This is a genomic window from Chryseobacterium sp. Leaf404 (assembly GCF_001424145.1).
In the GTDB taxonomy this organism is placed as follows: domain Bacteria; phylum Bacteroidota; class Bacteroidia; order Flavobacteriales; family Weeksellaceae; genus Chryseobacterium.
Window position 1 is genome coordinate 24,986 of the sequence record NZ_LMQM01000016.1, and the last position, 12,912, is coordinate 37,897.

Genomic DNA, 12,912 nt, shown 5'->3' on the forward strand with positions numbered 1-12,912 from the left:
TTCAGGATTCTATCCTCTGTTTTCCTGAGGGAGATCTTCATCAATTCCGTTGTCGGAAGGCATTCTTCTGGGTCTTAATCTGTTTTCCATCAGATCATTGTAATCTGCGCGGTTTTGAAAAATTTTAATCGCTGTAAAAATCGCTTCAGAAAAGCTCTGCTCATCGGCGATATTCTGCCCGGCAATATCATAAGCTATTCCGTGGTCGGGAGAAGTTCTGATGAAAGGTAATCCGGCGGTGTAATTTACGCCTTCCTCGTACGCAATGGTTTTAAACGGAGCCAATCCCTGGTCATGATACATGGCAAGAACCGCATCATAATTTTTGTATTTTTCCGGCTGAAAGAAGCTGTCTGCCGGGAAAGGCCCGAAAACCAGGAATCCCTGATCTGAAAGTTCCTTTAACGCCGGAGCGATAATTTCTGTTTCTTCATTTCCAATAGCGCCACCGTCTCCTGCGTGCGGGTTTAAACCTAAGACTGCAATTTTTGGTCTTGTGATGCTGAAATCTTCTATTAAAGTCTGATTGAGTATTTTGATCTGCTTTTTGATTTTCTCTTTAGAAATGTTTTCTGCAACCTTAGCAATCGGAATATGATGTGTGGAAACTGCAACTTTTAAATCTTCAGTCACCAGAAACATCAAGCCTTTTTTATTAAATTTTTCTTCAAAATAACCTGTGTGACCGGCATGCCTGAAACCCATTTTCATCATTTCATCTTTGTTGATGGGTGCGGTTACCAAAACATCGATTGCGCCTTTAATCAAAGCTTCAGTAGCTGCTTCAAGAGAGTCGATCGCCATTTTTGTAGATTCTTCGGTGGGAGTTCCCAGTTCTACGTTAGAATTATCTTTCACAAGATTCACCATATTCAGTTTTCCTTCCTGCAGTTGGGATGATTCTGTGATGTAGTTAAAGTTTAAATTCAGCTTAAAAATATTCTTCTGATAGGTGAATAATTTTCCTGACCCAAAGATCACTGGTGTGAAAAAATCTGTTATGGCTTTGTCTTTCAGAGATTTCATGATGATTTCCGGGCCTATTCCGTTAAAATCCCCTATTGAAATTCCTACTCGTACTTTATGGTTTTTTGGGTGCATTTTAATTATCTTTGAAGATTATAATTTTACAAATTTAGCAAAAAATAATATGTTCACAGGAATTATTGAAGGAGTAGGGATTGTTGAAAAAATTGAAAAGAACGGCAGCAACATAGATTTCACATTGTCTTGTCCTTTTACAGGAGAATTAAAAATTGATCAGAGTCTTTCACACAACGGCTGTTGTCTCACTGTAGTGAAAACGGAAGGGAATCAATATGTGGTAACTGCAATTAACGAAACTTTAGAAAAAACAAATTTAGGAAAGTGGGAAGTGGGCTCTGTGGTGAATCTGGAGCGTTGTACAGTGATGAATGGCAGGTTAGACGGTCACATTGTGCAGGGTCATGTAGACAAAACAGGTGAAGTTACCGGAATTGAAAATAAAGATGGCAGTTATTTTGTTAGTGTTAAGTACAGTTCAGAGGGTAATTTTGTTACAGTTCCTCAAGGTTCCATCACTTTAAACGGAATAAGTCTTACCGTTGCTAAAAGCGATGATCTCGAATTTTCTGTAGCTATTATCCCATACACTTGGGAATTTACCAATATGAATTCTTTAAAAACAGGTGACAGAGTAAATCTGGAATTTGATATTATAGGTAAATATATAGCTAAACTTCTACAAAATAATGCCATTAAATAAATACAAAGGATACAGTCTCAGAAACCGGTTTTTCTTCGGTTTTCTTTTTGTCTGTCTTTTGAGCGTTGCTGCTTCATCGTTGGTTCCGTACTTTGTTTTAAGAAATAATTCTCTTGAGCAAAGTCGTATAGACATGCAGAAAAAAACAAATACCGTCATGGCGTATTTTGATTATGCATTAAGTCTTGAATCTGTAAGTACAGCAGATCTGCCAATGGTTTTAAAAAATAAAATTTTTGAAATTGCCGATCTCAATAAACATGATATCGTGATTTATGATCTGAAAGGAAACTATCTTCTTTCCAGCAGAGATGTAAATTCTGAGTATCGGAAGAAAATTCCGGTTTCAGTAGTCAATAAAATATTGGCAAGTAAGACAAGGTATGATGTGAGAGGGTATGACGAAAAAAAAGATGCTGTTTATACCTCTTCTTACCTGCTTCTTCAGAACAATGATCTGCAGCCCGTGGGCATTATGTACATTCCGCTGTACCATAATGAATCTGCGTATCTGGATGTGCTTCATCAGTTTTTGGTTTACATGGCCATAGTAGACTTAGTTCTGATTTTTTTCAGCATCTGGTTTAGTTGGGTGATGTCTAACAGTTTAGCCAAAAACATCACTAAATTTTCTGATATGATTACCCGCATTACTCTTTTTGAAAATGAAATGCGTCCCATCAAATATTATAAAAACGACGAACTTAATGCTTTAGCCAAAGCCTACAACCGAATGATTCTTCAGATTCAGGATCAGAAAGAAAGGCTGCGTTTTAAAGCCTCCGAAGAAGCATGGCGTGAAATGGCAAAGCAGGTGGCTCATGAGGTGAAAAACCCTTTAACACCGATGAAACTCACCATTCAGAATTTTGAAAGGAAATTTGATCCCGAAGATCCGAATGTAAAAGAGAAAGTGAAACAACTGAGTAAAACGATGGTTGACCAGATTGATGTAATTGCAACTGTAGCATCAGCATTTTCAGAATTTGCCAAGCTTCCGGAAAAAAATAATGAAGTTATTAATCTCAATACAGAAATTCGGGATATACTCGGCGTTTTCAATGACGATTTAATCTATCTCCATACCAACAAAAGCAATATTATGATCAATATGGATAGGGTTTATCTGTCCAGAATCATCACAAATCTTGTTACAAATGCCACTCAGGCGAAAAGCGATGAGCGCGATATGATGATTAATATTGATATTGAACAGTACCAGCGCCGCGTAGTGATTTCGGTTCAGGACAATGGGGTAGGGATCGATCAGGCTATGTTTGAGAAAATATTTGAACCCAACTTCACTTCCAAAAACAGCGGCATGGGACTTGGTCTTGCCATGGTGCGGAAGATGATTGAAGATTACAAGGGAGAGATCACTGTGAAATCTGAAAAGGGGAAAGGAGCCACATTTACCATTACTTTACCTACCAACCTTTAGTGAAAGCCTTCAGTTTTAAAAATTTTAATATTCAGCAGTCACAAAATGTTTTTCGTGTTGGAACGGATGGAGTTCTGCTTGGTGCTTTGGCCAACGTGCAATCTGCTCTGAATATTCTTGAAGTAGGAACGGGAACAGGTTTGATTTCTCTAATGCTTGCACAAAGAAATCCAGACGCTTTAATTTCCGGAATTGATATCAATGAAGAGGCTGTAAATCTTACACAACAAAATTTTGAAAATTCTCCCTTTTCATCAAGGTTAAAAAGCTTTCATCAGGATTTTAAAGATTTAGATTCTGAAGAAAAATTTGATTTAATTGTCTCAAATCCTCCTTATTTTGAAGAATCCTCCTCCGAAAAAGATAAAATTGCCAGGCAAACTGTCGAATTAAATTTCAAGCAGTTGATTTCAAAATCTGCAGGACTTTTGTCTGAAAAAGGACTTTTTTCTGTGATTATTCCCGCAGGAACCGGAGATTATTTTATTGAAATTTCTAATGAAAATAAATTATTTTTAAACCGGAAGATCAACATCAAAGGAATAGAGAATTCTAAAACAAAAAGATTACTTCTTGAATTTTCATTAAATGAAAGTGAGCTTGAAGAATCAGATTTTGTGATAGAAAAAAGTCCGAGAAAATACTCGGACCAATATCTTGAACTCACAAAAGAGTTTCATGTCTTTAAATCTAAATAAATTCTTATTCAAATAATTCTGCTGTATCCAGCACAGAAACCTTACCGTCTTCGCATCTGATGGCTTCCCCAGGAAAGTTCTGAATCATGTGGTAATCGTGCGTTGCCATTACCACAGCAGCATGGTTATCTTCAGCCACTTTCTTCAGCAGCGTCATAATTTCATTAGAAGTTTCCGGGTCTAAATTTCCTGTAGGCTCATCCGCAAGAATAAGATCAGGATGATTCAAAAGAGCTCTCGCAATCGCTACACGCTGCTGCTCTCCACCAGATAGCTCATGAGGCATTTTGTGTTTCTTGCTCTTCATGTTAACGCTGTTCAGTACTTCATTGATGCGCTCGTCCATTTTTGCTTTATCGCTCCATCCGGTGGCTTCTAAAACGAATTTCAGGTTTTTCTCAACAGTTCTGTCAGACAGCAGCTGAAAATCCTGGAAAACAATTCCTAATTTTCTTCTGAGATTAGGAATTTCTGATGCACGTAATTTTGCAAGATCAAATCCTACCACTGCACCATGGCCACCCACCAAAGGAATGTGCCCGTAAAGGGTTTTTAACAGAGAGCTTTTGCCAGATCCCGTTTTTCCGATCAGGTAGCAGAATCTGCCTTTTTTAATATTTAAATTGACATCAGATAAAACAGTGAAGTTCTTCTGAGCAATTTTTGCGTGCTGCAGATTGATGATGTCTTCTCCTGTTATGTTGCTATGTGGCATGTTTCAGTTTTAAGATTTTAAAAATAATAAAAAGAAATAGTACTTTGAAGAATTTTAGTAAATTTTAACAACAAAAAATGCCTGAAAAGATACTTTTCAAGCACAGTTTGTATATGATAACAAAGAATTATCTCTTAGCGCGCGCAGCACTTACAGTTAAACTCTTTCTGCCTTTTGCTCTTCTTGCAGCCAAAACTCTTCTACCGTTTGGCGTAGACATTCTTTCTCTGAAACCGTGTTTGTTTCTCTTTTTTCTCTCTGATGGCTGGAATGTTCTTTTACTCATTACTATATGTTTAAATCGTAATTAATCTATTAATTTTCAGGTTGCAAAGATATATAAATTTTTATAGCTTACAAACTTCTTGCAAGTTTTTTTAAAATAATTTTCGAACCATCTGTTCCCTGTTTATTGTGAGGCAAATTTACACAAAAGATTTATCTTTCATCTTCCTTTGTCTTAAAAAGATATATCTTTGGAAACTCAAAATTCAAAACAATATTTCATGTTTACACCCGCAGAACTTTTAGAAATCAACACTTTACTTGTACCGGAAAACAAAATTGTTATCCTTACCCATTACAATCCCGATGGTGATGCTGTAGGCTCAAGTTTAGGTCTGAAGCATTATCTTGCTGCAAAAGGCATTTCTGCTGAGGTAGTTGTTCCCAACGATTTTCCGAAGTTTCTGAAGTGGCTGCCGGAGTCAAAAAAAAATATTATTGCGGAGTACAAAAGAAAAATAGCGGCAGATCTCATTTTTGATGCGGATGTTATTTTCTGTCTTGATTTTAATTCTCCTGCCAGAATCGGGATTTTGGGCGACTGGCTGACGAAAGCGACGGCTAAAAAGATTTTAATTGATCACCACCAGCAGCCGGAACGTTTTGATTACGTTTATTCTGATACGGTAATACCTGCAACCTGCCAGATGGTCTACCATTTTATTGAAGCGATGGGTGATGAAAATTTGGTCAATAAAGACATAGCAGACTGTCTGTATACCGGAATAATGACAGATACAGGCGGTTTCAGATTCAGATCTACAAGTGCTACTACGCATAGAATTGTTGCTAATTTAATTGAAAAAGGAGCAGATCCGGCATTAATTACTTCCAATACCTGGGATACCAACACCATCACCCGTCTTCAGCTTTTGGCTTTGATTTTAGGCAGAATTGAAGTGGTAAATGAGACTGTTGCTATTTTATATCTTACAAGAAACGAATTGAAAGAATATGGTTTCCAGAAAGGTGATACCGAAGGTTTTGTTAATTATGGATTAAGTATTCTCGGTGTAAAAATGGCGGCGTTTTTCATGGAAGATCTGTATGAAGACTTCATTAAAATTTCTTTCAGAAGTAAAGATGCGATTGACGTAAATCAGTTTTCACGAAAATATTTCAACGGTGGAGGACACATCAATGCCGCAGGAGGAAAATCTCTTGAGACTTTAGAGGAAACGATTGAAACTTTCAAAGAAAGAGTGGGAGAGGAGGGGTTTTAAAATTTTTGATATGAGAAAGCTACTCTTGTTTTTTTTATTAAATATCAGTCAGATTTTCTTTGCACAAGATTGTTTTCCGTTTAATTTAGATATTTTACAGCAATATTCTAAAACATCAGATACTGTAAGACCTGTCTTTCTAAAGGGAGGTTTTCATTTTATTAATATTAAAACCGGAAAAGATCTTTTTCCCGTGGTTTTCGAGGAAGCTTATCCTTTTTATAAAGATGTTGCTATTGTAAAATATAACAATGAATATAATCTCGTTAGTAGAAACGGAGAATTTATTTTAATAGAAAAGATTCCTGATTTTGCTTATAAGCCAACATTAAATAATGATCAACCTTTTTTAGTATATTTTGGAAACGCTTTTACACACATATATGATTCTTTAGCAAATCCATGGGAGGTTAGCAGGGAAATAGCCAACAGAAGTTCTTACACAACATACAAATCGGAAAACAATAAGTATGGTTTCAGTTGTAGTGACAGGTTTAAGACATTGCAATCTTCTCCAAAATATGATACGATTATTTCTCTTACAGAGAATTATGTTTTAGCAAAGATCAATAATAAATTTGGACTTGAAGATACAGTCTCACGGGTTATAGTTGATTTTGACTACGACGAGGCCCTGCCTTTAAATACAGAAAATATATTTAACGTTTCTCAAAGGTTTTTTGCATTCAGGAAAAAGCAACTTTGGTATTATTTTGACAGGAGTGGGAAGTTACTTTTGAAATCAAAGACTAAAGTTGACAGAATTTCAAAGGATTCAGACAAAATAATTGGATCTGTGAAAAAAAATGATAAGTTCAGTCTTTTATATACTGATGGAACTGCAGGTGATTTTGAGATGGACAGTATTTCGAAAAATGTAAATATTGGTTTTAAAGCAAATGAATTCTATTTTATAAATGATGATAAATCTGTAACTAAATATTCTCCAGGATTTACACAGGCTAAATTTTCCAAAATTACTAAAACAGTGACTTCACCTTATGGCGGATGGAGCGTTGTGGAAATTACAGAAAAAGTGACAACGATAAGAAGTTCGCCTAACAATATCATTAAAAAAGATACTGATCCAACGGTATGGAAATCACTTAATGACAATTTTGATTTTTGTGAATATATGAAATTGGAAGAAGCAGGAAACCGTCATGTAGTTGATGGCAATAATATAATTGTAAGGATTTACATCGACGGAATATCCTTTCCAAAACAGAATCCACATTATTATCAGGGTGTAAAGAAAATAAATGATTTTAATGCTGCATTGAATAAGCTTGAATTCTAAGTATTTATTAATGAGTGTGAATGATTCTACATTTTTCTATATCCTTTTTCCTCAAGCTCTCTACACGTATATTCATACACCTCGTAAAACATAATATCAAGAGATTTTTTATTAAATAAACTGAATTTGGTCATCTTTGGCGGGTCTAAAAATATTTCGCAGGAATTCATCTTTGCATAAACAGATTTGGCAATGGCGAGGTGTAAAATTCTGTCGAATTCTTTCATTAAACTCATGTTTTCAAGACTGTCATAGCTGATGGAATTGACGTGGGAAGCAATCAGGAAATCGCATTTATCCACTATGGGTTCTATCGGTAGATTATCTAAAACACCACCGTCAACGTAAATCCTGTCGCCCATTTTTACGGGAGGCAAAACAAAAGGAACACTGGAAGATGCCAGTAACGGACCGAAAAGTTCACCTTCTGAAAAGAAATCCACAATGCCGTGCGTGAGTTCGGTAGCGGCAACGTAAACAGGAAGTTTTAAGATTTTAAAATCATCTTCAGGAAAATAATCACTGAAAAGTTTTAAGATAAAATTTGAACTGAAAATCCCGTTTTTGGAAAGTCTTAGGAATGATCTTGAAAAAAATGTGGTTTTACGCACAATTTCCATCATTTCATCAGGCGTTTTTCCGAAAGAATAAAATGCTGCAACTATGGATCCTGCGCTGGTACCGGAGATGATGTCTGGCTTCAGATTGTATTCTTCCAGAGCTTTCAGAACGGCAATATGTGCAATCCCGCGCATTCCCCCTCCAGAGAGCGTGAGACCGATAACGGGTTTGCTTTTTTTTGAGGAGAAAAATCCCATGAATATTTTTAAAGGTAACTAAGATACATTTTTTTTATGGCTCGTCACATTCAGAATCAATTTTTATGAACAGAGCTTCGAATTCTTTATTCATTCTATCGTCATGGGAAGGCCTCTGTACGTCCTGATTGGCGCAGTTTCCCCAGCCGAAAGTAATGAGATCTGCCACTGCAAAATCTTTCCACTGAGAGGATTGGGCATGGTCTTCAAATTCCGCCATTATACGCCCGGGGTTTGCGTTTTTTTTGCTCATTGCTTCCCGCAGTTTGCGCCATTCAGACATGATTGCTTCGTCGGAACCGCTTAAAGCTTTGGCGAAGTTCTGACAGTTTTTTGTAAATGAATTATTCAGAAGTACTGAAGGGTCACTGTAGGCTATCATCTGCAGTCTGTTTTTTTCGTAATCCTCTTTCAGCTCTGCAAGATGTGCTTTTTTGATGTTTTGCCAGTAAGGACTGGAGACTACAGTCAGTTTTTCGAGAGCAGTTTTTTTCTTTAAAAAATCTGCATCTAATTTTTCTAAAATCAAATCTTTCTCACGTCTCACTTTATATAAGTCATCAGGCTTAAAAACGGAAGGCGTGCTGATGTGAAAAGCGCCACTGTTAAACCAAAGTCTGTAGGTTCCTTCAATTTCTTTACGTGAATACTTATTAGAATCAAAATAGCCCTTGTTGTCACAAAGTTCTGTTATAAAATCAAATCGTTCCTGAATAATTTTTCTTTCTGCTGTAGAATCTGGCTGTTTTTCCGCAGCAGATGCTGCCGCAGTTTCTGTTTCAGAATTTACAGGTTTTTTTCCTGTTTGAGCTTCCTTTTTACATGCTGTAAGCAGAAAGGAAATAATAATTATAAGAACCGAACCTCTCATAAAACTAATTTTTTTGGTAGATGATGAAGCAGTTCTGTATTGATGATTTCTGCGCAGATGGATGGTTTTTCCCAATGGCCATTGTGCCCGCAATCTAAAACGTAAGATTTAATATTTGTTCTGTCCGGTAGATTTTTAAGTAAACTTTCAGTCTTTACCGCATTGTCGTGTTTGCCGGCGAGAATAAGAATTTTCGCTTCCATATTTTCGAGAATATGTTTTTTATCTGTTCTTTCCACCATTCCTTTTACAGAAGCTAAAGCTCCGAGGTTGTTGGTGGAAAGGGCAATTTCTAAAGCGGTTTCTATTTTTCCTTCCAAAACGTCGCGTTCATTTGGGTTGAAAAGATTGGGGATTCCTGCTCTGGCGTAGTGGGCAAAAGAATCTTTTATAATGCGGTAACTTTTAATCCGCTGCTGTTTTTTTTCGGCATCATCTTCCAGAAAAGTGGAGAAAAATAAAGTTAAGGTTTTTAATTTCTGAGGAAATTTTTCGGCGAAAGCAAGCGAAACGTAGCCGCCCATCGAATGGCCAAGAAGATGGAACTTATCTAAATTCTGGCTTTCCAAAACTTTATTCACTTCTTCAGCCATCATTTCCATCGTCTGGATTTCGCCTGTAATTTCAGATTTTCCGTGACCGGGAAGATCAATTTTTAAAAGCGAAAACTGATCAGATAAATGCTTTTCCATGTCTTTCCAAATGGTGCAGTTTTCCATGAAGCCATGAAGAAGTACCAATGTTTCTTTTCCGTTTTGTGTTTTTTCGAAGTGCAGCATGTTCAGGAATTTATTTTTGATTTATCAGCAAAATTTAAACCGTAAGATATATATATTTTGATTAATGTAATTCTTTTGCAGACATGGTCTTTTTTGGAATTACGTATTTTTAAATGAAAGTTACATGGAAGGCAAAAAATCTAATTCATAAAAAAATCACCTTCTTGCAAAGGTGATTAGTTGCTTATTTTATGAGAGCATCGTAGACTTTCTTTTCCCACGGTTTAATGTCTGAAATTCCGTAGCGGTATTTCTGTGAAGCAGAAACATTATCAAAAACATCTACAAAATTTTTATAATTTGCCTTATCAGTTGGTTCGATGATGACTGTGAATTTTTCTTTGGCAGGCGCCGTTCGATAAGCATCGGAAATGATTTTACTGATGGCTGCATCGGTGAATTTTATCTCATTCAGACTTCCGGCATTCAGTTTTCCGTTGCTGCTCTGATGATAAAATATGCGGTCGTTTTCTCCCAAAATAAAAGTGACCTGATTTTTTTCGTTGATTTCTGTGGTCGTTTTTTCAGTGCTTTTTGCAGGAAGTTTAGCTTCGATCTGATTGACTTTTGAGAAATTAGTGGTAAACATAAAAAATGTAATCAGTAAGAAGCCTAAATCAACCATCGGTGTCATATCTACACGGATGGAGGCCTGTCTTGGTCTGCGTCTTCCTTCTTTTTCAGCTGTAATAATTTCTGCCATAATTCAGATATTTAAAATTGATTAAAAACTAATATGTTCTTAATTTCAATACAAATTCCATGCCTCTGTTCTTGTTTGTTTTATTGATTTGATAATGATTGTTTTGAAATGATGATTATATCATTAAAAAATTTTCACATGTAATATCCAATCTATAAGGTGTAATGTAATTTTAAGCATGACCGACAATCCGCATTGTTTTAAGATTTAAAACAAAAAAACTCACATCTTCCGATATGAGTTTTGTATAAAGTTGAAAAGTTTTTATTTGTTATTCTTATAAAAATTCACTCCACATTCAAGGAATTTTTTAAAATCTTCTTTATCCATATATCCTGAAACTGGCTGATTGATTACTTTGCCGTCAGGTGTAATCAGAGCGTAATGTGGCTGTGAATTGTTGTTGAAATTCACGGTCTGGAATAAACTCCATCTGTCTCCGATGGTCTTTACTTTTTTCACCTGTCCGTCACCCATTTCAATCTTGGTTTTCTGATCTTCGGGAAGTTCTTCCTTGTCGTCAACATAAAGAGAAGCAAGTACAACGTCGTTTTGCAGAATCGGTAAGATATCCGGTTCGCTCCATACAAATTCTTCCATTTTACGGCAGTTTTCGCAACCATAACCTGTGAAGTCTATTAAAATGGGTTTGTTTTCTTTTTTGGACAGTTCAATGGCTGAGAAGAAATCATGTTCAGGATGCATTCCTAAAATACCGTCTTTTTCGTCATGGAAATAACTTACATTCAATGGAGGCAAAATACCGCTTAAAAGCTGAAGTTTTGGTCGCTCGGCAGGAATTAATCCCTGAACTAAATAAACCACAAACCCAATTCCTAAGAATCCAAGAATTTTTCTTCCAATCGAAATTTTCGGTTTTTTATCATCGTGTGGAAATCTTATCAACCCAAATAAATAGATTACCAAACCGATTGCAATAATGATCCAGATTGCAATGAATAATTCCCTTTTGATAAAGAATGTTTTTGACACCAAGTCTGCTTTTGAAAGGAATTTTAAGGCTAATGCCAATTCAATAAATCCTAAAACAACTTTTACCGTATTCATCCATCCGCCGGATTTCGGAAGACTTTGTAAAGCCTGTGGAAACAATGCCAGAAGACCAAATACAATCGCCCAGGCCAAGCCGAAACCTGCCAAAGCAAAGGTAAGAACCGTTGGAATATCAACCGAATTATCGCTCAAAATACTTCCCAGAATACTTCCCAAAATAGGACCTGTACAAGAGAAAGAAACAATCACCAATGTTAGAGCCATAAAGAAAATACCAATCATTCCGCCTACTTCTTCAGCTTTTGAAGATTTGTTGGCGATGGAACTTGGCAAAGTAATGTCGTAATATCCGAAAAAGCTTCCTGCAAAGAAGATAAATACCACGAAAAACAAAATATTAAGCCAGACGTTGGTGGAAATTTCATTGAAAATATTTCCTGCAATCCCATCAATTAAATGAAATGGAACGCTTAATAAAACAAAAATCAAAAGAATAAAAAAGCCATAAACAAAAGCGTCTCTTTTTCCTTTTGTCGGATTTTTATTGCCTTTTGTAAAGAAAGATACCGTTAACGGAATCATTGGGAACACGCATGGTGTTAATAAGGCGATCAATCCACCGATGAAACCTAAAATTAATATTTTCCAGTAATTTGTTTCCAATTTGGTGCCTATTCCGCAGTCTGTTAAAGGTTTTGTAATGTCAATTGATGAGATTTTCAACTGCTTGGGATCGAGTTTTGAAGCAGTGGCAACAGCCGTTTTTGTCTCAGTTGCGTTTTCTTCTAAAGTGTCTACAATTGGACTTAAAGAATCTTCTGCAACAGTTTTTTCGTCAGTAACTACTTCCGTCGCATCTTTTGGCGTAACTTTTTTGGTGAATTCTAATGTATTTGGAGCCAGACAAACCCTGTCATCACAAGTCTGATACATAATTTCAGCGACCACATCAGCCGGTTTTGTGCCGTCTTTAAGTTTGAATTTTTGTTTAAATCCTGCAGCATCAGAGTAATAGACGATCGTTCCGCCGAAAGCTTCAGAAAATTCTGAATGTTTCTTTCCGGTTTCTACAAATTTACCAATTAACTCAATGTTTTTACCCGAAACTTTGTACTCAGTGGGAATTCCCGTGTCTTCAGGAATGTCTCTTGAGTAAATGTGCCATCCTTTTTCAATGGTTCCGTTCAGTACCGCTTCATACTCATTGTTACCAAGTTCGTTGATAGAAAATTTAAATTTTACAGGATCTTTAATCTGTGCGTTGATCGCTGTTGCAAAGAATAACAGCGTGAAAAAAAACCAACTTCTGAATTTCATT

The 12,912-nt window shown here is 36.2% G+C and carries 13 protein-coding genes; 5 read left to right on the forward strand and 8 right to left on the reverse strand.

The annotated features are described in order from the left end of the window. Positions 1-9: 9 nt before the first annotated feature. Positions 10-1,101, reverse strand: a complete 1,092-nt coding sequence (pdxA, locus tag ASG31_RS17085; RefSeq protein ID WP_056035670.1) for a 4-hydroxythreonine-4-phosphate dehydrogenase PdxA — start codon at positions 1,099-1,101, stop codon at positions 10-12. A 49-nt stretch (positions 1,102-1,150) separates the two neighbouring features. Here pdxA and ASG31_RS17090 point away from each other — a divergent pair, with 49 nt between their 5' ends. Genes ASG31_RS17090 through ASG31_RS17100 form a run of 3 tightly spaced genes read left to right on the forward strand, consistent with a single transcriptional unit; the run spans position 1,151 to position 3,886 of the window. Beyond that, on the forward strand, positions 1,151-1,747 hold the full coding sequence (locus tag ASG31_RS17090; protein ID WP_056035671.1) for a riboflavin synthase: 597 nt from the start codon (positions 1,151-1,153) through the stop codon (positions 1,745-1,747). Then, a complete protein-coding gene (locus tag ASG31_RS17095) occupies positions 1,734-3,188 on the forward strand; it encodes a sensor histidine kinase (protein WP_056035676.1) in 1,455 nt (484 codons plus the stop codon). The genes ASG31_RS17090 and ASG31_RS17095 overlap by 14 nt, the downstream gene beginning before the upstream one ends. Continuing rightward, a complete protein-coding gene (locus tag ASG31_RS17100) occupies positions 3,188-3,886 on the forward strand; it encodes a tRNA1(Val) (adenine(37)-N6)-methyltransferase (RefSeq protein ID WP_056035679.1) in 699 nt (232 codons plus the stop codon). Before ASG31_RS17095 ends, ASG31_RS17100 begins: the two co-directional genes overlap by 1 nt. 4 nt (positions 3,887-3,890) lie before the next feature. On the opposite strand, the gene ASG31_RS17105 is transcribed toward ASG31_RS17100, so the two are convergent. Together ASG31_RS17105 and rpmH are read right to left on the reverse strand one after the other, a co-directional pair. After that, positions 3,891-4,601, reverse strand: coding sequence for a cell division ATP-binding protein FtsE (locus ASG31_RS17105; RefSeq protein ID WP_056035682.1), 711 nt, complete (start codon positions 4,599-4,601; stop codon positions 3,891-3,893). 127 nt (positions 4,602-4,728) lie between these two features. Then, positions 4,729-4,887 carry a 50S ribosomal protein L34 gene (rpmH, locus tag ASG31_RS17110; RefSeq protein ID WP_034701860.1) on the reverse strand — a complete coding sequence of 53 codons (159 nt, stop codon included), beginning with the start codon at positions 4,885-4,887 and terminating at the stop codon, positions 4,729-4,731. Positions 4,888-5,107: 220 nt separating this feature from the next. Here rpmH and ASG31_RS17115 point away from each other — a divergent pair, with 220 nt between their 5' ends. Together ASG31_RS17115 and ASG31_RS17120 are read left to right on the forward strand one after the other, a co-directional pair. After that, the gene (locus tag ASG31_RS17115; protein ID WP_056035687.1) at positions 5,108-6,109 is read left to right on the forward strand and encodes a DHH family phosphoesterase; all 1,002 of its coding nucleotides are present in this window, start codon (positions 5,108-5,110) and stop codon (positions 6,107-6,109) included. A gap of 10 nt (positions 6,110-6,119) precedes the next feature. Next, entirely contained in the window at positions 6,120-7,409 is a 1,290-nt protein-coding gene (locus ASG31_RS17120; protein WP_082504619.1) for a WG repeat-containing protein, read from the forward strand. A gap of 26 nt (positions 7,410-7,435) precedes the next feature. On the opposite strand, the gene ASG31_RS17125 is transcribed toward ASG31_RS17120, so the two are convergent. From ASG31_RS17125 to ASG31_RS17145, 5 genes are all read right to left on the reverse strand, one after another. After that, positions 7,436-8,227: a patatin-like phospholipase family protein gene (locus tag ASG31_RS17125; RefSeq protein WP_056035693.1), complete on the reverse strand. Its 792-nt coding sequence runs from the start codon at positions 8,225-8,227 to the stop codon at positions 7,436-7,438. Positions 8,228-8,261: 34 nt separating this feature from the next. Further along, entirely contained in the window at positions 8,262-9,098 is an 837-nt protein-coding gene (locus ASG31_RS17130) for a hypothetical protein (RefSeq protein WP_056035695.1), read from the reverse strand. After that, positions 9,095-9,877 carry an alpha/beta fold hydrolase gene (locus ASG31_RS17135; RefSeq protein ID WP_056035697.1) on the reverse strand — a complete coding sequence of 261 codons (783 nt, stop codon included), beginning with the start codon at positions 9,875-9,877 and terminating at the stop codon, positions 9,095-9,097. The genes ASG31_RS17130 and ASG31_RS17135 overlap by 4 nt, the downstream gene beginning before the upstream one ends. A gap of 184 nt (positions 9,878-10,061) precedes the next feature. Further along, positions 10,062-10,580, reverse strand: coding sequence for an ExbD/TolR family protein (locus ASG31_RS17140; RefSeq protein ID WP_056035700.1), 519 nt, complete (start codon positions 10,578-10,580; stop codon positions 10,062-10,064). Positions 10,581-10,844: 264 nt separating this feature from the next. Next, the gene (locus ASG31_RS17145) at positions 10,845-12,911 is read right to left on the reverse strand and encodes a protein-disulfide reductase DsbD family protein (RefSeq protein ID WP_056035702.1); all 2,067 of its coding nucleotides are present in this window, start codon (positions 12,909-12,911) and stop codon (positions 10,845-10,847) included. Position 12,912: the final 1 nt, after the last annotated feature.